This is a genomic window from Pseudomonas sp. FP2294, assembly GCF_030687625.1.
Classification (GTDB): Bacteria; Pseudomonadota; Gammaproteobacteria; order Pseudomonadales; family Pseudomonadaceae; genus Aquipseudomonas; species Aquipseudomonas shahriarae.
Map to the genome: position 1 here is coordinate 194,020 of NZ_CP117441.1, position 24,090 is coordinate 218,109.

22 protein-coding genes and 3 pseudogenes are annotated in these 24,090 nt (G+C 61.8%); 17 read left to right on the forward strand and 8 right to left on the reverse strand.

Annotated elements, in window-relative coordinates:
• Positions 1–44 precede the first annotated feature (44 nt).
• The 3 genes from gabD to PSH73_RS00830 all read left to right on the forward strand — a co-directional run bounded on the left by gabD (position 45) and on the right by PSH73_RS00830 (position 4,294).
• On the forward strand, positions 45–1,487 hold the full coding sequence (gene gabD, locus PSH73_RS00820) for an NADP-dependent succinate-semialdehyde dehydrogenase (RefSeq protein WP_057957966.1): 1,443 nt from the start codon (positions 45–47) through the stop codon (positions 1,485–1,487).
• A 180-nt stretch (positions 1,488–1,667) separates the two neighbouring features.
• Positions 1,668–2,948, forward strand: coding sequence for a 4-aminobutyrate--2-oxoglutarate transaminase (gabT, locus tag PSH73_RS00825; protein WP_057957967.1), 1,281 nt, complete (start codon positions 1,668–1,670; stop codon positions 2,946–2,948).
• A gap of 134 nt (positions 2,949–3,082) precedes the next feature.
• Positions 3,083–4,294: an HDOD domain-containing protein gene (locus PSH73_RS00830; protein WP_169990533.1), complete on the forward strand. Its 1,212-nt coding sequence runs from the start codon at positions 3,083–3,085 to the stop codon at positions 4,292–4,294.
• A 432-nt stretch (positions 4,295–4,726) separates the two neighbouring features.
• Here the strand turns inward: PSH73_RS00830 and PSH73_RS00835 are convergent, their stop codons facing one another.
• Both PSH73_RS00835 and desA read right to left on the reverse strand, forming a co-directional pair.
• Positions 4,727–5,731 carry a sensor domain-containing diguanylate cyclase gene (locus tag PSH73_RS00835; protein ID WP_198791976.1) on the reverse strand — a complete coding sequence of 335 codons (1,005 nt, stop codon included), beginning with the start codon at positions 5,729–5,731 and terminating at the stop codon, positions 4,727–4,729.
• A gap of 208 nt (positions 5,732–5,939) precedes the next feature.
• On the reverse strand, positions 5,940–7,124 hold the full coding sequence (gene desA / locus PSH73_RS00840; RefSeq protein ID WP_057436984.1) for a delta-9 fatty acid desaturase DesA: 1,185 nt from the start codon (positions 7,122–7,124) through the stop codon (positions 5,940–5,942).
• Positions 7,125–7,289: 165 nt separating this feature from the next.
• On the opposite strand from desA, the gene dibA reads away from it, so the two are divergent.
• The 6 genes from dibA to PSH73_RS00870 all read left to right on the forward strand — a co-directional run bounded on the left by dibA (position 7,290) and on the right by PSH73_RS00870 (position 13,614).
• Positions 7,290–9,200 carry a phosphodiesterase DibA gene (dibA, locus tag PSH73_RS00845; protein ID WP_057957970.1) on the forward strand — a complete coding sequence of 637 codons (1,911 nt, stop codon included), beginning with the start codon at positions 7,290–7,292 and terminating at the stop codon, positions 9,198–9,200.
• 289 nt (positions 9,201–9,489) lie between these two features.
• Complete coding sequence (gene oscA, locus PSH73_RS00850; protein ID WP_057436988.1) at positions 9,490–9,672, forward strand: sulfur starvation response protein OscA; 183 nt, start codon at positions 9,490–9,492, stop codon at positions 9,670–9,672.
• Positions 9,673–9,747: 75 nt separating this feature from the next.
• Positions 9,748–10,758, forward strand: coding sequence for a sulfate ABC transporter substrate-binding protein (locus PSH73_RS00855; RefSeq protein ID WP_057436990.1), 1,011 nt, complete (start codon positions 9,748–9,750; stop codon positions 10,756–10,758).
• A gap of 167 nt (positions 10,759–10,925) precedes the next feature.
• Complete coding sequence (gene cysT / locus PSH73_RS00860) at positions 10,926–11,744, forward strand: sulfate ABC transporter permease subunit CysT (protein WP_057436992.1); 819 nt, start codon at positions 10,926–10,928, stop codon at positions 11,742–11,744.
• A 13-nt stretch (positions 11,745–11,757) separates the two neighbouring features.
• A complete protein-coding gene (gene cysW / locus PSH73_RS00865) occupies positions 11,758–12,630 on the forward strand; it encodes a sulfate ABC transporter permease subunit CysW (protein WP_029299486.1) in 873 nt (290 codons plus the stop codon).
• Positions 12,631–12,633: 3 nt separating this feature from the next.
• Positions 12,634–13,614 carry a sulfate/molybdate ABC transporter ATP-binding protein gene (locus PSH73_RS00870; protein ID WP_128593628.1) on the forward strand — a complete coding sequence of 327 codons (981 nt, stop codon included), beginning with the start codon at positions 12,634–12,636 and terminating at the stop codon, positions 13,612–13,614.
• Between the two features lie 125 nt (positions 13,615–13,739).
• Here PSH73_RS00870 and PSH73_RS00875 read toward each other — a convergent pair whose 3' ends face one another.
• Positions 13,740–14,264, reverse strand: coding sequence for a DUF962 domain-containing protein (locus tag PSH73_RS00875; RefSeq protein ID WP_057957972.1), 525 nt, complete (start codon positions 14,262–14,264; stop codon positions 13,740–13,742).
• An 83-nt stretch (positions 14,265–14,347) separates the two neighbouring features.
• Here PSH73_RS00875 and PSH73_RS00880 point away from each other — a divergent pair, with 83 nt between their 5' ends.
• The gene (locus PSH73_RS00880; protein WP_057437003.1) at positions 14,348–15,034 is read left to right on the forward strand and encodes a Crp/Fnr family transcriptional regulator; all 687 of its coding nucleotides are present in this window, start codon (positions 14,348–14,350) and stop codon (positions 15,032–15,034) included.
• Between the two features lie 131 nt (positions 15,035–15,165).
• Here the strand turns inward: PSH73_RS00880 and PSH73_RS00885 are convergent.
• The 4 genes and pseudogenes from PSH73_RS00885 to PSH73_RS00900 all read right to left on the reverse strand — a co-directional run.
• Positions 15,166–15,339: pseudogene (locus PSH73_RS00885) on the reverse strand (arylsulfatase); the annotation flags it as partial.
• A 17-nt stretch (positions 15,340–15,356) separates the two neighbouring features.
• On the reverse strand, positions 15,357–16,529 hold the full coding sequence (locus tag PSH73_RS00890) for a CynX/NimT family MFS transporter (RefSeq protein WP_198791973.1): 1,173 nt from the start codon (positions 16,527–16,529) through the stop codon (positions 15,357–15,359).
• A complete protein-coding gene (locus PSH73_RS00895; protein WP_057957975.1) occupies positions 16,516–16,983 on the reverse strand; it encodes a nucleoside deaminase in 468 nt (155 codons plus the stop codon). The genes PSH73_RS00890 and PSH73_RS00895 overlap by 14 nt, the downstream gene beginning before the upstream one ends.
• Positions 16,980–17,594, reverse strand: coding sequence for an ankyrin repeat domain-containing protein (locus tag PSH73_RS00900; RefSeq protein WP_233093229.1), 615 nt, complete (start codon positions 17,592–17,594; stop codon positions 16,980–16,982). The genes PSH73_RS00895 and PSH73_RS00900 overlap by 4 nt, the downstream gene beginning before the upstream one ends.
• 154 nt (positions 17,595–17,748) lie before the next feature.
• On the opposite strand from PSH73_RS00900, the gene PSH73_RS00905 reads away from it, so the two are divergent.
• The 7 genes and pseudogenes from PSH73_RS00905 to PSH73_RS00935 all read left to right on the forward strand — a co-directional run.
• Positions 17,749–18,600, forward strand: coding sequence for a LysR family transcriptional regulator (locus tag PSH73_RS00905; RefSeq protein ID WP_057957984.1), 852 nt, complete (start codon positions 17,749–17,751; stop codon positions 18,598–18,600).
• A 66-nt stretch (positions 18,601–18,666) separates the two neighbouring features.
• Positions 18,667–18,846, forward strand: a complete 180-nt coding sequence (locus PSH73_RS00910) for a hypothetical protein (RefSeq protein ID WP_057957977.1) — start codon at positions 18,667–18,669, stop codon at positions 18,844–18,846.
• 102 nt (positions 18,847–18,948) lie between these two features.
• Complete coding sequence (locus PSH73_RS00915; RefSeq protein ID WP_032856553.1) at positions 18,949–19,530, forward strand: alpha/beta hydrolase; 582 nt, start codon at positions 18,949–18,951, stop codon at positions 19,528–19,530.
• Between the two features lie 50 nt (positions 19,531–19,580).
• Complete coding sequence (locus tag PSH73_RS00920) at positions 19,581–20,507, forward strand: sigma 54-interacting transcriptional regulator (protein WP_057437016.1); 927 nt, start codon at positions 19,581–19,583, stop codon at positions 20,505–20,507.
• 149 nt (positions 20,508–20,656) lie between these two features.
• On the forward strand, positions 20,657–21,439 hold the full coding sequence (locus tag PSH73_RS00925) for a MetQ/NlpA family ABC transporter substrate-binding protein (protein ID WP_057437018.1): 783 nt from the start codon (positions 20,657–20,659) through the stop codon (positions 21,437–21,439).
• A 527-nt stretch (positions 21,440–21,966) separates the two neighbouring features.
• Positions 21,967–22,392: pseudogene (locus PSH73_RS00930) on the forward strand (ABC transporter permease subunit).
• Positions 22,373–22,804, forward strand: a pseudogene (locus tag PSH73_RS00935) (ABC transporter permease subunit); the annotation flags it as partial. The pseudogenes PSH73_RS00930 and PSH73_RS00935, both read left to right, overlap by 20 nt.
• A 21-nt stretch (positions 22,805–22,825) precedes the next feature.
• On the opposite strand, the gene PSH73_RS00940 reads toward PSH73_RS00935, so the two are convergent.
• Positions 22,826–23,986 carry an AAA family ATPase gene (locus PSH73_RS00940; protein WP_200659231.1) on the reverse strand — a complete coding sequence of 387 codons (1,161 nt, stop codon included), beginning with the start codon at positions 23,984–23,986 and terminating at the stop codon, positions 22,826–22,828.
• Positions 23,987–24,090: the final 104 nt, after the last annotated feature.

Here is a 24,090-nt window from a genome sequence, read left to right on the forward strand (position 1 = left end):
CTAATTTGCCCCGCGCGCGCGCGGTGCTGTTAAGGAAAGCCGACATGCAGCTTAAAGACACCCAGTTGTTCCGCCAGCAAGCCTTTATAGATGGCGCTTGGGTCGATGCGGACAACGGTCAAACGATCAAGGTCAACAACCCCGCGACTGGCGAGATCCTGGGCACCGTGCCGAAGATGGGCGCCGCCGAAACCCGTCGTGCCATCGAAGCCGCCGACAAGGCTTTGCCGGCCTGGCGCGCACTGACTGCCAAGGACCGTGCAAACAAGCTGCGTCGCTGGTTCGAGCTGATCATCGAGAACCAGGATGACCTGGCGCGTCTGATGACCCTGGAGCAGGGCAAGCCGCTGGCCGAAGCCAAGGGCGAAATCGTCTACGCCGCTTCGTTTATCGAGTGGTTCGCCGAAGAGGCCAAGCGTATCTACGGGGACGTGATCCCTGGCCATCAGCCAGACAAGCGCCTGATCGTGATGAAGCAGCCGATCGGCGTCACCGCCGCCATCACGCCGTGGAACTTCCCGGCCGCGATGATCACCCGTAAAGCCGGCCCGGCCCTGGCTGCCGGTTGCACCATGGTCCTCAAGCCTGCGTCGCAAACCCCGTTCTCGGCGTTTGCCCTGGCTGAGCTGGCCCAGCGTGCCGGGATTCCAAACGGCGTGTTCAGTGTGGTCTCCGGCAGCGCTGGCGATATCGGCAGCGAGCTGACCAGCAACCCGACCGTGCGTAAATTGTCCTTCACCGGCTCGACCGAAATCGGTCGCCAGTTGATGGCCGAATGCGCCAAGGACATCAAGAAAGTTTCCCTGGAACTGGGCGGCAACGCGCCGTTCATCGTGTTCGACGACGCCGACCTGGATAAGGCCGTCGAAGGCGCGATCATTTCCAAGTACCGCAACAACGGCCAGACCTGCGTGTGCGCCAACCGTCTGTACATCCAGGATTCGGTGTACGACGCGTTCGCTGAAAAACTCAAAGTGGCCGTAGCCAAATTGAAGATCGGCAACGGTCTGGAAGAAGGCACCACGACTGGCCCGCTGATCGACGAAAAAGCCGTGGCCAAGGTCCAGGAACACATCGCCGATGCCTTGAGCAAAGGTGCGACCCTGTTGGCGGGCGGTAAGGTTATGGAAGGCAACTTCTTCGAGCCGACCATCCTCACCAACGTGCCGAAAAACGCTGCCGTGGCCAAGGAAGAAACCTTCGGCCCGCTGGCGCCGTTGTTCCGCTTCAAAGACGAAGCCGAAGTGATCGCGATGTCTAACGACACCGAATTTGGCCTGGCCTCCTACTTCTATGCCCGCGACCTGGGCCGTGTGTTCCGTGTGGCCGAGGCCCTGGAATACGGCATGGTCGGCGTCAACACCGGGCTGATCTCCAACGAAGTGGCGCCGTTCGGCGGTATCAAGGCGTCGGGCCTGGGCCGTGAAGGCTCCAAGTACGGCATCGAGGATTACCTGGAAATCAAATACCTCTGCCTGGGTATCTAACCGGCAAGGTATCGCTGCAAACGCAAAGGGCACGAGAGCGCTGTCCCTTTGCGTGCTTCAAACCGTTATTCGAAGTGGCCGGGAAAGCTGTGGCAGTCGATCATCGCATGCTGCCGTAGTTGCCTCCCCGTCACGTATTCCTTGGACCACGCCACCCGATGAGTGGCGAATGAGGACTTTATGAGCAACAAGACCAACGCTTCCTTGATGAAACGCCGCGAAGCCGCTGTACCGCGCGGTGTTGGCCAGATTCACCCTATCTTCGCCGAATCCGCGAAGAACGCCACCGTGACTGACGTTGAAGGTCGCGAGTTTATCGACTTCGCCGGCGGCATCGCCGTACTGAACACCGGTCACCTGCACCCGAAAATCATCGCGGCCGTGACCGAGCAGTTGAGCAAGCTGACCCACACCTGCTTCCAGGTCCTGGCCTACGAGCCGTACGTGGAGCTGTGCGAAAAAGTTAACGCCAAGGTGCCAGGTGATTTCGCCAAGAAAACCCTGCTGGTCACCACCGGTTCCGAAGCCGTGGAAAACGCCGTGAAAATTGCGCGTGCCGCGACTGGCCGTGCCGGCGTGATCGCCTTCACCGGCGCTTACCACGGCCGCACCATGATGACCCTGGGCCTGACCGGCAAGGTCGTGCCGTACTCCGCTGGCATGGGCCTGATGCCAGGCGGTATCTTCCGTGCGCTGTACCCGAATGAGTTGCACGGCGTGAGCATCGACGACTCCATCGCCAGCATCGAACGCATCTTCAAGAACGATGCCGAGCCGCGTGATATCGCTGCCATCATCATCGAGCCGGTACAGGGCGAGGGCGGTTTCTATGTCGCGCCTAAAGCCTTCATGAAGCGCCTGCGCGAACTGTGCGACAAGCACGGCATCCTGCTGATCGCCGACGAAGTGCAAACCGGTGCCGGCCGTACCGGGACCTTCTTTGCCATGGAGCAGATGGGCGTTGCTGCCGACCTGACCACCTTTGCCAAATCCATCGCGGGCGGCTTCCCGTTGGCTGGCGTGTGCGGCAAGGCCGAATACATGGACGCCATTGCCCCAGGTGGCCTGGGTGGCACCTATGCCGGTAGCCCGATCGCGTGCGCCGCGGCCCTGGCCGTGATGGAAGTGTTCGAAGAAGAGCACCTGCTGGACCGCTGCAAGGCTGTTGGCGAGCGTCTGGTCACTGGCCTGAAAGCCATCCAGGCCAAGTACCCGGTGATCGGCGAAGTGCGTGCCCTGGGCGCGATGATCGCGGTCGAGCTGTTCGAGGACGGCGACAGCCACAAGCCGAACGCTGCTGCGGTGGCCGCAGTGGTTGCCAAGGCGCGTGACAAGGGCCTGATCCTGCTGTCGTGCGGCACCTACGGCAACGTGTTGCGCGTGCTGGTCCCGCTGACCTCGCCGGACGAGCAGTTGGACAAAGGTTTGGCGATCATCGAAGAGTGCTTCTCCGAGCTGTAAGCGCAGGTTGGCTGGATCGAAAAAACCCGCTTCGGCGGGTTTTTTTGTGGGCTATGCACCTATTCAGGCCTTGTTCCTTGTACGCAGGTGCTTCCTTTGTCTAATGTGCAGGGATTGCCGATGGAGCGTGCTGCATGACTGCTGTTGATTTACCTGCTGTGCCCCGTGTGCTGATTGCCGAGCCCGACCCCTGGTCGCGGGATCTGCTCAAGCAGGTGTTGTTGAATGTGCGCTGCGACGCGCGGCTGGATGTGTGCGCCGACGGGCAGCACGCCGCCGAGCTGCTGCGAGACAAACCCTACGATTTGATCATTGCCGATTGGGAGCTGCCGGGCGTTGACGGCCTGAGCCTGTTGCGCAGTGTGCGTCAGCGTCGGCGGGTGCCCGTGTTGCCGTTTATCCTGCTCAGTACACGCAATGACGGCGCCAGCGTGCGCGAGGCACTGCCGCTGGCGCCCACCGCCTACCTGACCAAGCCACTGAACATGGAGGGTCTTACGCAACGCCTGCAGGATTTGTTGCTCAACGAAGGCGAAACGGTGTATTGCGAGCCCCCCGTCCTGGCGGCGGGCATGTCCTTGCCGGTGTTCCTGGAGCAGCGTCGCGAGCTGTCGGACGGCGCGCCGCTGCGGGTTGACGTCAAGGCGGCTGTGCAACGCAGCCTCACGCCGCAGGGGCTGGATCTCGAGCAGTTGGAAGAGCAGGTCAAGGTTGATCCACAGATCACCGCGGTGCTGATCGCCGCCGCCAACAGCGCCGGCCAGCACGGCACACCGGTGCAGACCCTGTCCATGGCGCTGCACAAACTGGCCGCCGGGCAGAGCATGAACCTGATCCTCGGCCTGGCCCTCAAGCACAACGTGATCCTCAGCGATGCCAGCCTGATGGAATACGCTGAGCGTTATTGGCAGTTGTCCCAGCGGACTGCGCAATACGGTCGTTCACTGGCGCGCATGCTCGATCTTGAACACGAACGCTGTTACAGCGCCGGTATTCTCCATCGGTTGGGCGACCTGGCCCTGCTGCGCAGCTTGCAGGAGTGGCGCCAGGGCGGTGGTGAACTGGATGAGGCGTTGATTGGCGAGTCATTGTCCACCTTTGGCGCCAGCTATGGCTCGGCGCTGCGCACGCGCTGGCGCTTGCCCCTGGAGCTGCGCCAACTGATCGCGGCGACCTACTCCCTGGAAGGCGGGGTGTATTCCCGTGAGGCGCTGGTGATGAACATCGCGGCGCAACTGGCAGGGCTGACCGAGCATGAAGGGGTCGAGGCGTTAGCCAAGGGCAAGACGGCGAGGTTGCTCAAGGTCGGGTTTGCAGAGCTGACGCGCATCCGCAAGCCTGGGTAGGCGCTGTGTCTGGCAGCAACAATGCTGAATGTGCCGCCGCCATCGTAGCCTCGCTAAAGCTCGACAACTCCCACATTTGATTTGTGGTGTGTCCAGAACTCCCTGCCTGGTCGAGCTCCCACATGAGGTTTGCGGGGTATCCAGAATTCCCAGCCTGGTCGAGATCCCACATGGGGTTTGTGGGGTATCCAGAATTCCCAGCCTGGTCGAGCTCCCACATGGGGTTTGTGGGGTATCCAGAATTCCCAGTCTGGTCGAGCTCCCACATGGGGTTTGTGGAGTATCCAGAACTCCCAGCCTGGTCGAGCTCCCACATGGGGTTTGTGGGGTATTCAGAATTCCCAGCCTGGTCGAGATCCCCTGTGGGAGCGGGCTTGCCCGCGATGGCGGTGGTCCAGGCGCTATTTTTTAGGGCCGTGAAAGGGCAGGCATTCAGCCGACAATCACCCGGTTCTTGCCCTGGCGCTTGGCTTCATACATGGCCGCATCAGCCCGGGCGAACAGGCTGTCCAGGGTTGCATCTGCGGCGGTGAGGCTGGCCAGGCCCTGGCTGACGGTCACGCCATAAAACCGGCCGTCATGGCTGAACTCCAGTTGGCGCACTTCCTGCCCCAGGCGTTCGGCGACCTGCATGGCCCTTTCCGGTTCGCATCCTGGCAGCACCGCAGCAAATTCTTCGCCGCCAATGCGCCCGAACAGGTCGCCACGGCGCAATACCCCGCGGCCGCTCTCGGCAATACGCAATAACACCTGATCGCCCTCCAGGTGGCCGTAGGTGTCGTTGATGGCCTTGAAGTTATCTATATCCAGCAACAGGAAGGCCAGGGGCAGGCCTTGGGTGCAGGCACGTTCGAATTCGTGATGGGCGCACTCGAAGAAATGGCGACGGTTGCTGCTGCGGGTTAGCACGTCGGTGGTGGCCAGGCGCTGCAGCTCGAGCTCCAGGTGCTTTTTTTCGGTGATGTCCTCAGCGATGCCCACCACAATCAACGGTTTCCCTGGGGTGGCCTGTTGGTTGGTGAAGCACTTGTCGCTGAGCCAGCGGATCTGCCCGTCTGCGGTGATGATGCGGTACTGGCGATTCTCGACCGCCCCCAGCTCCAGCACCTGGGCCAGGCTGTGCTCGGCGTAATGCTGGTCTTCGGGGTGGATACTGTCGCGCCAGCCACGGTGCTCGGCCAACAGTAGGCTGGCCGAGCGTCCGAAGATGCGCTCATAGGCCGGGCTTACATACAGCACGCGGCGGGTCTCCCACTCGATGGCCCAGAGCACGGCGTTCACACTGACCAGCAGCGAGCTCAACAGCTGTTCACGCTGGCTCAGACGCTCCACTTCGCCCTGGGCATGCATCAACGCCAGCAAGGTAGCGGCAGCCGGCCGGGACGTATCCGTTGAGTCAGGCGTGGTGGGGATCGGGGAGTCCGTTTCGTGGACCATCGGCACAATTCTCTCTGGACATGCCGCAGCATTGAACAGCAGTCAAAACAAGGCCCGCCAGGATGGCGAAGTGTTGTTTGAGAGAGGGGAATTGCAGCTAAGTTCCGTTATCAGTCGCGATTGAGAGGGAATGTTCGGTGACTGTGAAATGGCGCCAAAAAACTGTGGAGCCGGTAAGGACTGGGTGTCCTCCCGGCTCCTGCAACACCTAGGCGTTTGCGGGGCGCAACGAGTAGGTTTTCAACTGGTGGGCAAAGTCGCGCAGGGATTGGATCCCGCTGGCCTCGGCCTCGTGCACCCACTCCTTGATGGCCGCGAGCATGTCATGCCCGTTGCTGCTGGTCTTGAGCCAGATCTGTTGCAGCGCCAGGCGCTTTTCGTAGATCACCTTCAAGGCCTGGCTGTGCTCCAGCATGCTCTGGATGCGCACATGGTGACGCTCATCCAGCAGGCTGGTTTCCCGTGACAGCAGGCGCTTGGCCCGGTGGAACTGGTGGCGTACCGAATGATCGACCTTCTCCAGTTCTTGCTTGACCAGCGGCGCAATCACCAACTTGCGGTACTGGGCCATGATCTGGAAGCGGTTGTTGAGGATCGCCATGGCGGTGTCCATGTCCAGGTGGCCCTTGCCTTCCACCCGATGGGCAATCGGCGCCACGCGCTGCACCTTGGCCAGGCGCAGGAAGCTGAACACTTGGATCCAGGCCCAGCCCAGGTCGAATTCCCACTTCTTCACCGACAGTTTGGCGGAGTTGGGGTAGGTGTGATGATTGTTATGCAGCTCTTCGCCACCGACGATGATGCCCCACGGCACCAGGTTGGTCGCCGCGTCGCGGCATTCGAAGTTGCGATAACCGATGGCATGCCCCAGGCCGTTGATCACACCGGCGGCCCAGAACGGGATCCACATCATCTGGATCGCCCAGATGGTGATGCCGATGGTGCCGAACAGCAGCACGTCGATAACGCCCATGAGGGCCACGCCCAGCAGCGGATAGCGGGTATAGAGCTTGCGTTCGATCCAGTCGTCCGGGCAGTTCTTGCCGTAGATGCGCAGGGTCTCGGGGTTTTCCGCCTCGGCGCGGTACAACTCGGCTCCTTTGCGCAGGACCGTGGACAGGCCCTTGATCACCGGGCTGTGGGGATCGTCGACGGTTTCGCACTTGGCGTGGTGTTTGCGGTGGATAGCGGTCCATTCGCGGGTATTCTGCGCCGTGGTCAACCACAGCCAGAAGCGGAAGAAGTGTTTCAGGCCAGCATTGAGCTCCAGGGAGCGGTGGGCTGAATAGCGGTGTAGATAGACCGTGACACCGATAATGGTCACGTGGGTCATCAACAGAGTGACTGCCACCAGTTGCCAGGCTGACAAGTCAAGAAAACCGTTGTACCACATAGGCTGTATGGCCCTCAGATAAAGATAAGAACAGCTGACGCATTATCACTTAGCCTACAGATAAAACCAGTCACCCTTTCAGATAGGAGTGACGAGATGTTACTTGTCCTATAATCCGCAGATTCTGTAAGGCGATTCTGTTTTTTAGTAAGGATTACTAGTCATATGCTGCTTTCATACCGAGGTGCCCTGCGTGCAGGGCTGGTGTACTTGTTGCTTTCGGTCTTGTGGATACAGCTCAGTCAGCAGGTATTTATCAATTTTATTGATGAACCCAAGGAAATGATTCACTGGCAGATACTGCGCGGCTACCTGTGGGTGACCCTCAGCGCCCTGTTTATTTTCCTGTTGTGCGCCCGCAGCGCCCGCAACCATCGCATCCAGCAACCCTTGACGGAAAACCGCGAGCGCCTGCGCCAGGCGGCGGCGGTGTTCGATTGCACCCGCGAAGGGGTGCTGGTCACCGACGCCCGCGGGCAGATAGTCCACGTCAACCGCGCGTTTATTGAAATCACCGGTTACCAGGTGGAAGACGTGATGGGCCGCCAGCCGAGCCTGTTCAAGTCCGGGCGCCATTCGCCGGACTTTTATGAGCAGATGTTTCGCGCGCTCAACCAAGAGGGCGAGTGGAGCGGCGAGATCTGGAACCGGCGTAAAAGCGGGGAAATTTATCCACAGTGGCAAACCATCCGTGTCATCCATGATGACCAGGGCCAGGTCAGCCATTACGTGGCGGTGTTTTCTGACATCAGTGCCATCAAGCACTCCGAGCACGAACTGGCGCACCTGGCCCACCACGACCCGTTGACCGACCTGCCCAACCGCCTGCTGTTCACCGACCGCGCCGAGCAGGCGCTGGCCTCGGCGCAGATTCACAAGCGTGGCTGTGCGCTGTTGATGCTGGATCTGGACCACTTCAAGATCATCAACGACAGCCTGGGTCATAACGTCGGCGACCAGTTGCTCAAGGCCGTGGGCGAGCGCCTGCAGGGCTTGTTCGGTCCCGGCGTGACTTTGGCGCGCCTGGGTGGCGATGAGTTCGCGGTGCTGGCGGAAAGTTGTCCACAGGTGGTCCAGGCGGCCGCCCTGGCCCAGCGCATCATTGACGGCATGAAGCAGCCGTTCGTGTTCAACGGCCACCAGCTGTTTGTCAGCGTCAGTATTGGCATCAGCCTGTTCCCCAGCGATGCCCTGAGTGCCGAACAGTTGCTGCGCAACGCCGACTCCGCGTTGTTCAAGGCCAAGAGTTCCGGGCGCGAAGGCTACGCCCTGTACACCGAGGAACTGACAGCCCACGCCCAGCACCGGATCGAGATCGGCAATGAGCTGCGTCGCGCCCTCGATCAGCAAGAGTTGCGAGTCTACTACCAGCCGGTCCACGACCTGCAAACCAGCCGGATGATTGGTGTGGAAGCCCTGGTGCGCTGGCAGCACCCGCTGCGCGGCCTGGTGTCACCGGCAGAATTTATCCCGATTGCCGAACGCACCGGGTTGATCGCCGAGATTGACGGCTGGGTCATGGAGCAGGCCTGTCGCCAGATGTGCCAGTGGCTGGCAGACGGCAAGAACCTGTCCTTTATGGCGGTCAATATCTCCAGCCGCCTGTTTGCCCGCCACGAATTGTACGAGCAGGTGGCCAAGGTGCTGCACGACACCGGCCTGGACCCGGCGAAGCTGGAACTGGAAGTCACCGAAAGCGCAGTGATGGACGACCCGGAAGTGGCCCTGGAACAACTGCACCGCCTGCGCGAACTGGGCCTGAGCCTGGCCATCGACGACTTCGGCACTGGCTATTCGTCACTGCTGCGCCTCAAGCGGTTGCCGGTGCAGAAGCTGAAAATCGACCAGGGCTTCGTCGCCGGCCTGCCGTGGGATGAAGACGATGCGGCGATTGTGCGGGTGGTCATCGCCCTGGCGCAGAGCATGGGTATGCAGGTGCAAGCCGAGGGTATCGAGCAGATGGAACAGGCACGGTTCCTGTTGAATCACCAATGCGACCTGGGCCAGGGCTACTGGTTTGGCCGGCCGATGCTGGCGGCAGAGATTGATTGGGCCCTGGCCCCCGCCATCCACTAACCCCACCCTCCGGGGTTGGAATGCAATAAAAAATGTGGGAGCGGGCTTGCCCGCGATAGCGGTGTATCAGTGCCAGATTTACTGGCTGACACTCCGTCATCGCGGGCAAGCCCGCTCCCACATTTTTATCTGCGCACGCCTTAACGTCGTGTCCTGCCTGAAAATTCTTTCTGGTTATATAAACATTCTTAAATAGTATTTTTAAGAATATCAGCGCTTATCTACTATCGCTCTCACGCCGCAAGCAGTGCCGCCACTGCCAGGCACTTCTCATTTCAGGAGCACGACCATGAGCGCATCTCTACGCAGCGTCGACGGCCAGGACGAAGCAGCCATTTTGCGCGAGATCCAAAGCGCATTGCGTGACCTGCGTTTCGGCGCAGTGGAAATCACCGTACACAACGCCCAAGTGGTGCAGATCGAACGTAAAGAGAAATTCCGCTTGCAGAGCCCGGGCAACAAAACGAGCTGAGCCAAGACGGCGCTTCGATTGCAGGACCCGTACTTATAAGAAAAGCCAACACCCAAGAATTTCAGGAGCTTGTCTATGTCGTCGATTCGCCGTTACGCCCTGGCCGCCCTGGCCAGCGCCGTGTTTGCCGGTTCCGCAGTGGCCAAGGATTACGAGCTGCTTAACGTTTCCTACGATCCGACCCGTGAGCTGTACCAGGAGTACAACGCCGAATTCACCAGTTTCTGGAAAAAGGCGCACCCTGGCGACAACGTCAAGATCCAGCAATCCCACGGTGGTTCGGGCAAGCAGGGCCGGGCGGTGATCGACGGCCTGCGCGCCGACGTGGTGACCCTGGCCCTGGCCGGCGACATCGACGAAATCGCCAAGCTGGGCAAGACCCTGCCAGAGAACTGGCAGACCCGCCTGCCCGAAGCCAGCACGCCATACACCTCGACCATCGTGTTCCTGGTGCGCAAGGGCAACCCCAAGGGCATCAAGGACTGGGGCGACTTGATCAAGAACGACGTCTCGGTGATCACGCCGAACCCGAAAACCTCCGGCGGCGCCCGCTGGAACTTCCTCGCCGCCTGGGCCTATGGCCTCAAGGCCGGTGGCAGCGAAGCCAAGGCCCAGGAATACGTGAAAGCGCTGTTCAAGCACGTGCCGATCCTCGACACCGGTGCGCGCGGTTCGACCATCACCTTCGTCAACAACGGTCAGGGTGACGTGTTGCTGGCCTGGGAAAACGAAGCGTTCCTGGCCCTCAAGGAAGATGGCGGCGCTGACAAGTTCGACATCATCGTGCCGTCCCTGTCGATCCTCGCCGAGCCGCCCGTGGCAGTGGTCGACAAGAACGCCGAGAAAAAGGGCAACACCGAAATCGCTACGGCGTACCTCAACCACCTGTACAGCCCGGCTGGCCAGGAAATCGCGGCGAAGAACTTCTACCGCCCGCGTGACAAGGATGTGGCCGCCAAGTACGCCCAGCAGTTCCCGAAACTGGAGCTGGTGACTATCGACAAAGACTTCGGCGGCTGGAAAACTGCCCAACCGAAATTCTTCAACGACGGTGGCGTGTTCGACCAGATCTACACTGCCCAATAACCAACACGGCCTCCCTGTGGAATGCGGCTTGTGTGGGAGCGGGCTTGCTCGCGAAAGCGGTATGTCAGTCACTAAATGCGTTGACTGGCACACCGCTTTCGCGAGTAAGCCCGCTCCCACATGAGTTCGTTCCTGCAGTGGTATTGAACTGTTAACCAAGGACTTTTATGTCGCGTCGTATCTCCCCCGTCATACCCGGCTTCGGGCTGACGCTGGGCTACACCTTGGTGTACCTCAGCCTGATTGTGCTCATACCGCTGGCGGCCATGTTCGTCCACGCCGCCCAACTCACCTGGGATCAGTTCTGGGCCATCATCTCGGCGCCGCGGGTCTGGGCAGCCTTGAAGTTGAGCTTCAGTACCGCCCTGTATGCCGCGCTGATCAACGGCGTGATCGGTACGCTGCTGGCGTGGGTGCTGGTGCGCTACACCTTCCCCGGGCGCAAGATCATCGACGCGATGATCGACCTGCCGTTTGCCCTGCCCACCGCCGTGGCCGGTATTGCGCTGACTGCGCTGTACGCGCCGTCCGGCCTGGTCGGCCAGTTCGCCACCGACATGGGCTTCAAGATCGCCTATACCCCGCTGGGCATCACCCTGGCCCTGACCTTCGTCACGCTGCCTTTCGTGGTGCGTACGGTGCAGCCGGTGCTGGCCGATATCCCCCGGGAAATCGAAGAAGCCGCCGCCTGCCTGGGCGCCAAGCCCTGGCAGGTGTTTCGCTACATCCTCGTGCCGGCGCTGCTGCCGGCCTGGCTGACCGGGTTCGCCCTGGCGTTCGCCCGAGGTGTGGGTGAGTACGGTTCGGTGATTTTCATCGCCGGCAACATGCCGATGAAAACCGAGATCCTGCCGCTGCTGATCATGGTCAAGCTCGACCAATACGACTACACCGGCGCTACCTCCATCGGCGTGCTGATGCTGGTGGTTTCCTTTGTCCTGCTGCTGCTGATCAACCTGTTGCAGCGGCGCATCGAACACCCATAAGGAGGCGCGGAACATGTCCCAATCGTCTATTTCCGCCGCGTCTTCGGCCAACGCTGCCCGCCGTGGCAGTGCGGTGTCGCGACGCATCCTGATCGGCCTTGGCTGGCTGATCTTCGCCCTGTTTTTGCTGTTGCCGCTGTTTATCGTGGTGTCCCAGGGCCTCAAGCTCGGCCTGGGCGCGTTCTTTGCCGCGATCTTCGAGCCCGACGCGCTGTCGGCCTTGAAGCTGACGGTGATTGCGGTGCTGATTTCGGTGCCGCTCAACCTGGTATTCGGCGTCAGTGCGGCCTGGTGCGTGAGCAAGTACTCATTCCGTGGCAAAAGCATGCTGGTGACCCTGATCGACCTGCCGTTCTCGGTCTCGCCGGTCATCGCCGGCCTGGTCTATGTGCTGATGTTCGGTGCCCAGGGGTTCTTCGGCCCGTGGCTGCAGGATCACGATATCCAGATCGTCTTCGCCTTGCCGGGCATCGTGCTGGCGACGATCTTCGTCACCGTGCCGTTCGTGGCCCGTGAACTGATCCCGCTGATGCAGGAGCAGGGCACCCAGGAAGAAGAAGCCGCACGCCTGCTGGGCGCCAATGGCTGGCAGATGTTCTGGCATGTCACCGTGCCCAACATCAAGTGGGGCCTGATCTACGGCGTGGTGCTGTGTACCGCGCGGGCGATGGGTGAGTTTGGCGCGGTGTCGGTGGTGTCCGGGCACATTCGCGGCGTGACCAACACCCTGCCGCTGCACGTCGAGATTCTCTACAACGAATACAACCACGTCGCCGCGTTTGCGGTGGCGAGTCTGTTGCTGATCCTGGCGCTCTTCATCCTGCTGCTCAAGCAGTGGAGCGAGAACCGTATTAACCGCCTGCGCGCCGGTGCGGCTGAGGAATAAGTCATGTCGATCGAAGTCCGTAACGTCAGCAAGAACTTCAACGCCTTCAAGGCCCTGGACAGCATCAACCTGGATATCCAGAGTGGCGAGCTGGTGGCTTTGCTTGGCCCCTCCGGCTGCGGCAAGACCACCTTGCTGCGCATCATTGCCGGCCTGGAAACCCCGGATGCCGGCAGCATCGTGTTCCACGGTGAAGACGTGTCCGGCCACGATGTGCGTGATCGCAACGTCGGCTTTGTGTTCCAGCACTACGCGCTGTTCCGCCATATGACCGTGTTCGACAACGTCGCCTTCGGCCTGCGCATGAAGCCGAAGAACCAGCGCCCGAACGAAACCCAGATCGCCGCCAAGGTCCACGAACTGCTGAACATGGTGCAACTGGACTGGCTGTCGGATCGCTACCCGGAACAACTCTCCGGCGGCCAGCGCCAGCGGATCGCCCTGGCCCGTGCCCTGGCGGTGGAGCCCAAGGTACTGCTGCTCGACGAGCCTTTCGGCGCCCTGGACGCCAAGGTCCGCAAGGAACTGCGCCGCTGGCTGGCACGCCTGCACGAGGACATCAACCTGACCTCGGTGTTCGTGACCCACGACCAGGAAGAAGCCATGGAAGTCGCCGACCGCATCGTGGTGATGAACAAAGGCGTGATCGAGCAGATCGGCTCCCCGGGCGACGTCTACGAAAACCCGGCCAGCGATTTCGTCTATCACTTCCTCGGCGACTCCAACCGCCTGCACCTGGGTGAAGACCAGCACCTGCTGTTCCGCCCCCACGAAGTGTCGTTGTCACGCCATGAACTGGAAGGCCACCATGCCGCGCAAGTGCGCGATATCCGCCCGCTGGGCGCCACCACGCGGGTCACGCTGAAGGTCGAAGGCCAGAGCGAACTGATCGAAGCGGAAGTGGTGAAGGATCACGACAGCCTGACCGGGCTGGCGCGGGGCGAGACGTTGTTCTTCAAGCCCAAGGTCTGGCAAAAGGCTTAAAAAATTGCAAAAAATCTGTGGGAGCGGGCTTGCTCGCGAACGCGCAGTGTCAGTCACTGGATGTACCGACTGAACCACCGCTTTCGCGAGCAAGCCCGCTCCCACATTTGGATTACCGGTGCTTCTCAGACCGTGGCGTTCTTGTGACGCGCGCGCACCGGCCCCGCCCGCTCTTCAATCTGCCGCTTGAGCTCATGGCGCAACCCCAGCAGAAACGCCAGCTCCGCCACCACAAACAACGGCCCCACGATCAGCCCGGACACGTCATCGACGAACGCAGGCTTGCGCCCCTCGTAGTAGTGGCCGACAAACTGGATCACCCAGCCCAGCACAAACAGGCCGATACCACTGCTGAGCCACACCAGCGTGCTTTGCGCCGCCAGCACATGCCCGGCCCACACCGACAGGCCCATCAGCACGCTCATCAACACCCCCAGCGCCAGTTCCAGGCGCAGGTAGAACCCCGCAGAAAACAGTGCCAGCAGCACCGCCGGTGACAGCCACAGGCCGGCCACTTGCCATTCGGGGCGTGACAGCAGCACGGCGACGGCCACCACGATCATGGGGATGCCGATAAAGTGGCTGGCGATGTTGCGCGGGTCGCGGTGGTAGGCGGCGTATTGGCTCAGATGGTCGACGAGGCTTTTCATTGTTATTCCTCCTGTAGGATGCTTGATCATGCCCTGTAGGACTGCGACAAACTGTCAACTGGGCGACAATCTTTGGAGTTCTCATGGACGCAGAGTCTTGGCATGGGCGCCTGTCCAGCGGCCACTGGTACCGCCATCTGCCTGCTCCCTTGCAGCATAGCTTGCTGGCCAACGCCCGCGTGCGGCAGCTGGCGGCGGGGCAGGTGCTGTTCAAGCGCGGCGACCCACCGTGCGGCTTGTATGCGGTGCTCGATGGCAGCCTGCGCATCAGCGCGGTGAACGAGCAGGGCAAGGAAGCGTTGTTGAGCCTGGCGCAAGCGCCTTTCTGGTTTGGCGAAATCGCCGTGTTCGACGGTCTGCCACGCACCCACGACGCTTGTGCGGTCGGGCCTTGCACGCTGTTGCAGGTCCCGCAGTCGGCGATCCTGCACTTGCTTGCGCAAAGCCCGGCCTATTGGCGGGACATGGCCTTGCTGATGAGCCAGAAGTTGCGGCTGACCTTTATCAATATCGAGCAGTTGAGCCTTGCGCCCGCGTCGGTGCGGGTGGCCCATCGGTTGTGGATGATTGCCGAGGGTTATGGCGAGATCGACGGCTCGCGGCGTGTGGTGCAATTGGCGCAAGAGGATTTGGCGGCGATGCTGGGTGTGTCGCGCCAGACCACCAATGCGCTGCTCAAGGCGTTGCAAGAGCAGGGCGTTGTGCGGTTGGGGTATGGGGAGATTGAGATACTCGATGTGCTGCGGTTGCGGGAGATGGCGCAGGGGTAGGCGGTGCCTGTAGCGGCCCTTTCGCGAGCAAGCCCGCTCCCACATCCGACCACATTCCAAAGAATGTACTCGGTCAAATGTGGGAGCGGGCTTGCTCGCGAAAGGGCCCTCCCAGGCACTAAATAACCTAAGCCCGGCTGGCTCGACGCCAGATCATGGATCTCCCCAGGATCCCTGCCCCAGTCATACAGCTGCCAGGTCGCCGGCCCCAAGGGCCCGGGGATGTACACCGCCTTCCACTGCCCCTGGCGAATCGCCCTGCGCCCGAACAGCTCCCAACCGGTGACGGTGTGTTCATCGTGCACCTGGCGCGCTACGACTTCTAGCCAGGGACGGTGGCGCTGCGGTAGGTGGCCGGGCTGAAGACCCGGGTCACCACCAGCATCGCGATCACCGTCACGGCCAGCACCACCCAGGCGCTGACAAAACTGCCAGTGAGTTCGCGCAGCCAGCCGGTCATCCATGGCGACACAGCATTGATCAAAAAGCCCACGCCCTGCACGAATGCCGCCAGTTGCCCGGCTTCCCGTGGGTCGCGGCGATGGTCCAGGGTCAACAGCAGGCTCAGGGCAAAGCACGCCCCCAGGCCGAAGCCGATCAGCGCCACCCACAGGTGCGGGTATTGCAGCGGCGCCAGCAGCAGGCCGAGGTAGCCCACGGTCTGGGCCAGCAGGCTGATGGTCAGCAAGGGCCGGCGGTCGATACCGCGTTGCGCCAGCGCCGGCATCAACAGCGCGGCGATCACCTGGAAAATCGTCATGAACGCCAGCAGCGAGCCGCTGGGCAGCACGCCCCAACCCAGTTGCTGGTAGTACGCCGGCAGCCACGCCACCATGCTCATGTACCCGCAATTCACCAGGCCGAAATACAGCGCCAGCAACCAGGCACGGCGATTGCGCAGGCCCTTGAGCGGCGCCGTCGCCTGCAGGTTTTTCGCCGCGCCCAACGGCAGCCATGCCCACAGCAGCAACGCGCCGAGCGCCGGCAGCAGCCAGATGCCGAGGCCGGCCTGCCAGTGCTGGAAATGGCTGGCCACCAGCGGGCTGAGCAGCGCCGCCAAGCCACCGCCCCCCATCAACGAGGCCGAATACACCCCCATCGCCAGCGGCACCCGGTGGTGGAACTGGCGCTTGATCATCGCCGGCACCAGCGCCTGGATCAGCGCCACCCCGGCCCCGCCCAGCAAGGCCGTGGCCAGCAGCGCCGGTGCCTGGCCCAGCAGCCAGCGCGCCAGGCACGCCAGCAGGATCATCATCAAGCCCAGGGCAATCCCGCGCCGCTCGCCCAACTGCGCTTCGACGCGGATGCCCACCAGCGCCACCAAACCCATGCACACCACCGGCAGGCTGGTGAGCAGGGCACTGCTCTGGAAACTCAAGCCGGTGGCCAGGCGGATTTCCCCGAGCAACGGGCTGATAGAGCTGAGGATCGGCCGCAGGTTGAGGCCCAGCACGACCAGCAGGCCCCAGCCGGCGAGGGATTTATTCAGGGGCATGCAGGGTCTTCCATTGGCGGTAAAGGGCTTGCATGGCCGGCACAGGCAGGTGCTCGACGGGCAGTTGCTGGGCGGTCAATGGCAGGCTCATCTGTTGGTAAATCGCTGCGGTCGACAGGCCAAAAGGTGCCGCCATTTCATTGCTCGCGGCAAACACCACGCGGGACACGCCGCACAGGTACATCGCGCCCAGGCACATCGGGCACGGCTGGCCGCTGGCGTAGATCACACAGCCTTCAAGGCGCGTACCGAGCTGTTGGCTGGCGCGGCGCATGGCGAGCATCTCGGCATGGGCGGTGGGGTCCTGGTCGAGGTGGATCTGGTTGACCGCTTCCACCAGCACTGCACCGTCCTTGACCAGGACGGCGCCAAACGGCCGTCCACCCTGGGCCACGTTGTCCTGCGCCAGGGCCACGGCGCGCTGCAGCCAGGCTTGATCGTTCTGTGAACTCATTGCGCACCGGCTGCTTGCAGGCGCTGGGCGGTGGCGACCTGACCACGTTTTTGCGCCTGTTGCAGTGGGCTGACGCCGTCGCGGTCGGGCAGGTTCACGTCGGCGCCGGCAGCGATCAGCATGGCGACGATTTGCTGATGCGGCGGCCCGCCGTCCGAGAGCACGATGGCTTCCATCAGGCCGGTCCAGCCCAGGCGGTTGACGTGGTTGACGTCGACTCCAGCGTCGATCAGCAGGCGCACGGTTTGCACGTGCCCGCGCTCACAGGCAGGAATGAGGGCGGTGCCACCGTAGCGATTGGTGCTCTTGAGATCGGCGCCATGGGCCAGGGTCATGGCCAGGATCTGATCGTGGCCGCTGGCGCCGGCCAGCAGGTAGGGGCTGTCTTGCATCAGGTTCTTGCGGTTCACATCAGCCCCGGCTTCGATCAGGGCGCGGGCGATGTCGATGCGATTGGCCTGGGTGGCCAGCAACAGCGGGGTGCTGCCATCAATGGCGCGGACATCAAGGTCAACGCCCTTGGCCAGCAACTGTTCGACCTGTGCCAACTGCCCGCCGCGCACGGCGTCGAGCAGATCTTTATCGGCCGCCATGGCGCTACTCGCCACCATCAACCCCAGCGCCAGCACGGCGGTTTTGAAAGGAATGGGCCATGCCATGGGAACCTCGCTTCAGTGCAATGAACGCGAAGTATGGCCACCGCCTGGGGTATTCTGAAATTAAATATAACCATGCCAACCAGTGGCAAACGAGATGGTGGTGCCCATGTTCGATCCCGTGCTGTTGCGCAGTTTTGTCGCCGTCGTGGATTGCGCGAATTTCACCCGCGCCGCCGAGCGCCTGCACTTGACCCAATCTACGGTCAGCCAGCAATTGCGCCGCCTGGAAGACAGTGTCGGCTGCCGCTTGCTCGACCGGGATCAGCGCCGGGTGGTGGCGACGGTCGAGGGCGAGCGCCTGCTGGCCTATGCGCGGCGCATCCTGGCACTCAACGAAGAAGCCGCCGATGTGCTGATCAACCAGCAGAGCGACGGCGTGCTGCGCCTGGGCGTGCCCGAAGATTTTGCCGCCGAGCGCTTGATGCCGTTGCTGTCGGCGTTTGTCGTGGCCTACCCACGGGTGCGCCTGGAGGTCACCAGCGGCCTGGGGCCGGCGCTGTTGCGCCAGTATCGCGGCGGTGAGTTCGATGTGTTGCTGGTCAAGCAGATGGGCGACAGCGACGACTGCCTGGCCTCCTGGCCGGAGCCGTTGTGCTGGGTCGACAGCCGCCACATGCCGGCCCTGGGCCGCGATCCATTGCCCTTGGTGGCGTTCCCGGTGGGCGGCCTGTACCGCAATGAAATGCTCCAGCATCTGGAGGTCGGTGGCTGGCGCTGGCGCATTGGCTATTCCAGCGCGAGCCTGGCCAGTGTGTGTTCGGCGGTGGCGGCGGGGTTGGGCATCAGCCTGCTGCCTGAGCGAGTGGTGCAGGCCGGGCATGTGGTGCTCGGCGCCGACAGTGGTTTGCCCGCGGTGCAGGGCGTGCGGCTGGCGCTGTATGGGCGCAATGGGATGGGGGCGGCGGGGCAGAGCCTGCAGCGGCAATTGTGGGATTTATGCGAGGCCAACCCGCGCTGAGGCATGCCTTTGAGGAATATTTTGCAGGCGCGTAAAGCATCCTGAAGTCGCCGTGAACGCATTTTAGTGGGCCTGTTGACGCTGGCGCTGCATGGCGCGGTGATCTACTGGGTCAGCCAGAAACCGGTGCCGGTACTGCCGATTGTGCCGCCGGAAGTTCCACCGATGAGCCTCGGTTTTTCCCTGCCGGCGCCGGGGTCTTCAGCCAACGCCGCGTACCTGAAGACCCCGGCTTTATTGAAGTGACTGTGTTTTTGGTTATTAATAAATAGCTTCTTATTCCTTAACGAATATATGCCCCGTCCCTATACTGGTCAGCAACGTTAAACGCTGCAGGAGGGCACACCCATGCACAGCGAGTTGATCCGTTACCTGATCGTGCCGGGCTGGCAAGGATCGCCAGAAGATCATTGGCAAACCCATTGGCAGAACAGCCTGCCCAACAGCGCCCGCGTGGAGCAGGCCGACTGGTTGACCCCGCGCCGTGAAGACTGGGTGGCGGCCCTGGCCGAAGCCATTGCGGCCGACAGTACCCCGGTGATTCTTATCGCCCACAGCCTGGGTTGCATCACGGTGGCGCACTGGGCGGCCAGCGCGCCGTTGCAGTTCCTGCGCCAGGTGCGTGGGGCCTTGCTGGTGGCCCCGGCAGATGTCGAGCGCCCGGCGTGTGCGCCGGCGTTGCGCAACTTTGCACCGATTCCCCGTGACCTGTTGCCGTTTCCCAGCCAGGTCGTCAGCTCCGACAACGACAGTGCGGTCAGCGCCCCTCGGGCCCTGGAGCTGGCGCGTAACTGGGGGGCTGAAGCCGGGATTCTCGCAGGTGCCGGGCATATCAACGTGAAGTCCGGCCACCAGCGCTGGGAGCAGGGTTTCGCCTACCTCTATCGCCTGCAAAACCGTCTGGAGCATCACTCCCGACGCCGCGCCTAATACCTTTTCAACGCCCCGTCCCTTGAATGGAAACGGGGCGGGAGCCTGCCATGAGCCTGCATGAAACCTTCGGCCAGCCGTTGCTGACCTTCCCCGACGCCGAAAAAAGCCCCTTGAGCATCCGCGCCAAGGCGCTGGTATTTGTCGACCCCCGTTCCCGGCAACTGCGCGAAGACCTCGAAAGCCTGGCCCCGCGTGCCTTGCCCGTACTGATTCGCGGCGAAACCGGCAGCGGTAAAGAGCTGCTGGCGCGCCATGTCCATCGCGGCAGTGACCGCAGCGGCTTGTTTGTGTCGGTCAACTGCGGTGCGATCAGCCCGACTTATGCCGATGCCGAACTGTTCGGCTATGCCGCCGGCAGCCACAGCGGCGCGGCCAGCAGCCGGGCCGGTTGGTTCGGCTCGGCCAACGGCGGCACCTTGTACCTCGATGAGATCGGCGACTTGCCGCTGCCGATCCAGATCAAGCTGCTCGCCGCCCTGGAAAACCACGAAGTCACCCGCGTAGGGGCGCATCAACCGAGCCCGGTGGATGTGCGCCTGGTCGCCGCCACCAGCATCGACCTGGCCCAGGCCGTGGCCGTCGGCAAGTTCCACGAGCGCCTATTCCATTACCTCAGCGAAGGCCAACTGGAGCTGCCGGCGCTGCGCGAGCGCGTAGGCGACATCCTGTCCCTGGCCGAGTACTTCCTGGGCATCTACAGCCAGCGCCTGGACTTGCCGGTGCCGCTAATCAGTGAGGACGCGCAGCGGCTGCTGGAGCAACACAGCTGGCCGGGCAATACGCGGGAGCTGGAGAACGTGATCCACTTTGCGCTGCTGGTCAGCAGTGGCGATGAGATCCTGCCGGAGCATCTGAACCTGCCGGTGGCGTCGGTGGCGCAGATTGAGCATCAGGTGCGACAGATCCTGAGCAGCGGCAGCGAAGTCGAGCGCGCAGCGTTGACGCGTCTGTTTCGGGGCTTGGGCTCTGTATGAACAAAATGGAATATCAACGTGAATAAAAGGTATTGTTCGGGAATAAAAAATATCGGTATTGTCCATTCCACGCCGCGATAGCACATCGCTGGCACCCCCATAAGAAGTGGCCGTCACCGACGTCCCGGATTTTCGATTAAGGACACTGCATGAAAAAGGTTCTGTTGTTCACCGCCCTGGCGGCTGCCCTGACTGCCGGTATCGCTCAAGCCAACGAAAAACTGGTGATCGCGGCCACCCCGGTGCCGCACGCCGAGATCCTTGAGCTGATCAAGCCGACCCTGGCCAAAGAAGGCGTGGACCTGGAAATCAAAGTCTTCACCGATTACGTGCAACCGAACGTGCAAGTGGCCGAGAAGCGCCTGGACGCCAACTACTTCCAGACCCTGCCGTACCTGGAAAACTTCAACAAGGGTAAAGGCACCAACCTGGTCACCGTGATTGGCGTGCACGTAGAACCGTTTGGCGGCTACTCGAAGAAAGTCACCAAGCTTGAAGACCTGAAAGACGGCGCCACCGTGGCCATTCCCAACGAAGGCTCCAACAGCGGTCGCGCCCTGTTGCTGCTGCAAAAGGCCGGCCTGATTACCCTCAAGGACCCGAAAAACGCCCTGTCCACGCCAAAGGATATCGCCAGCAACCCGAAGAACCTGAAGTTCAAGGAGCTGGAATCGGCCCTGCTGCCGCGCGTCCTGGACCAGGTTGACCTGGACATGATCAACACCAACTACGCCCTGGAAGCCGGCCTGAACCCAGCCAAGGATGCACTGATCATTGAAGGCGCCGACTCGCCGTACGTGAACTATCTGGTGGCTCGTCCAGACAACAAGGACAGCGCCGCGATCCAGAAACTGTCCAAGGCCCTGACCAGCCCTGAAGTCAAAGCCTTCATCGAGAAGAAATACAGCGGCGCGGTCTTGCCAGCGTTCTGATTTGCCAAACCCCCTTCAAGAAATGTGGGAGCTGAGCTTGTGTGGGAGCTGGCTTGCCTGCGATAGCATCACCTCGGTAATACTGATAAACCGAGGTGTCTGCATCGCAGGCAAGCCAGCTCCCACACAAGCCTGCTCCCACATTGGGTTGGTGTTATGCCTGTTAATCCCGGCGGTTGATCGCCCGCCGCAGCGCCACCAGCCACTTCACCAAGTCCTGCGGATCAATCGGTTTCGCCTCGTTCATCTGTCATTCCCTCGCTGGTTAAATGGCCCTCAGTCTGGCCATGCGCTGTCCTTCCTTGTGGTTCAGCGCTGAAAAAAGACCCTTCCTACATCCCCCAGAACAATAGCTGTCACCTGCCATCCCGGCGAATCCGCAGGTTAGCTTTTTGGGTGATATCAATATGCTATTTCGGTATTTAAATTTTGGTTTTTATACCTTTAAAGTCAGCTTCTGCCGACGTTACCGCGTCGAACCGGACTGCGTTTACGCCGCATTACCCCTGCGGCGCCCAGGACTTGAAATGACCTTAGACTACGCGTTTATCCTCAGCACCCTGCCGGCGTTTCTCAAGGCCGTGGGGGTAACCCTGCAAGTGGGCTTGATCGCCATTGGCACCTCGCTGCTGGTGGCGCTGATCGAGTCGGGCAAGTCCATCGGCCTGTCCGACTGGCAGTTGCTGCGCCATGTGATCCTGCCCCAGGCCGGGATCCTCAGCCTGCCGGCGCTGTTCGCCAATTTCATTTTTTTGCTCAAGGAAACCACAGTGGTTTCGGCAGTGGCGGCGCCAGTGATTCTCTAGACCACCAAAAGCTACATCGCCCTCTACTACAAGACTTACGAAATGCTCGCCGTGCTCACGCTGATTTGCGTGCTGCTGTTCTTGCCGCTGTCGCTGCTGCTCAGCCGTCTGGAAAGGAGGCTCCAGCATGGCCAGTTCGGGTCTTGAGTTGTTGTGGGTGTCGTTGCCGCAACTGGGCAAGGGCGCTGCGCAAACCCTGTCGATTTCGTTTTTGAGCATCGCCTTCAGCACGATTGGCGGGGTGGTGTATGGGGTGCTGCGCACTTTGAATGCGCGCGCGATCAACCTGCTGCTGCGCATTTACCTGGAATTGTTCCGCGCGATTCCGGTGCTGGTGTGGCTGTATCTGCTGTTTTTTGGCCTGCCGATTGGCTTGTCGGCGCCGCAACTCTATGGCTACGTGCTGCTGCCCCAGGCGCTCAAGCGCATGACGCCGCCAACCATCAACGTCTACACGCGGATCATCAAGACCAGTTCCCTGGCGGTGCTGATCGGCGTGGTGGATGTGATCAAGGTCGGCCAGCAAATCATCGAGCGCACCTATGAGTCGGTATTGATCTGAGGCCGGTGCAGGCACCGCCTAACTCGGCCAATGCCAGGCCGGCTCATCCAACACCCGCTGCCCCACAATCTGCGTCTGCCCCAGCACCTTCTCCAGCACAATCGAATTGCATCCCTCATCCTGCTGCAACGCCGCAATCAAGCGGCTGGCATGGGACACCACCCACACCTGGCAGTGCCTTGATGCCTGGATAATCAGGCGCGCCAAGGCCGGCAACAGGTCCGGGTGCAGGCTGGTTTCCGGTTCGTTGAGCACCATCATCGTCGGCGGGCGTGGCGTCAGCAGGGCGGCGATCAGCAGCAGGTAACGCAAGGTGCCGTCCGATAACTCTGCCGCCGATAGTGGCCGCAGCAAGCCTTCCTGATAAAACTCAATGGTAAAACGTCCGCCCTGCAACGGCTCGATATGCAGGCGTGCGCCGGGGAACGCATCACTCACCGCCTGCTGCAATGCCTCGGGATTGCCGATTTCGCGGATGGTCTGCAACGCGGCCGCGAGGTCGCGGCCATCGTGATGCAGCACCGGCGTGCGCGTACCCAGTTGCGGCTGGCGCACAGGTGCATCGGCGTCGCTGCGAAAGTGATCGTAGAAGCGCCAGCCACGAATGCTTTCGCGCAGCATCAGCACTTCCGGCGAGCCGTGCAGGCTGCCGACCTGGTCGAACAGGCTGTGGTAGTTCGGCGTGTGCTGGGCCAGCACATCCCAGGCCTGCCCGTCTCGGGCGCGCACCATCGCCCCGGAGCGCTGCACCAGCAGGCTGGCCGGGCGATAGACGTGACCGGCCCAGATGCATTCCTTCTTGATCTCGGGGTCGAGGGAAAAATACGACGAGCTGGGTACTGGCAAGCCCAGGGAAATCGCGTAGCTGAAATCCTCCCCGGCAAAGCCCAGGCGCAAGCGCTTGGCGCCTTGGGCCACGCTGCCTTGTACCGGGATTTCGCCATTGAGCATGCGCCGGCTGACGTTTTCGGGGCCGGCCCAGAACGTCGAATCCAGGCCCCCTTCACGGGCCAGCGCATTGATCACGCCGCCCTGGGCGGTTTCTGCCAGCAGGCGCAAGGCGCGGTACAGGTTGGACTTGCCGCTGCCATTGGGGCCGGTGATCAGGTTCAGCCGATCCAGCGGTACCACCAATTTATTGATCGAGCGGTAATTGGCTACCGCTAAGGTCTTGAGCATTGAGGGCGTTCCGCGCCGGCATGGACCAACATCTTATCGCGTAGAACCGCATCATCGCAGGCCTGTAAAAGATGAAGGTGGAACCCTGAACTAAGCTCACAGTC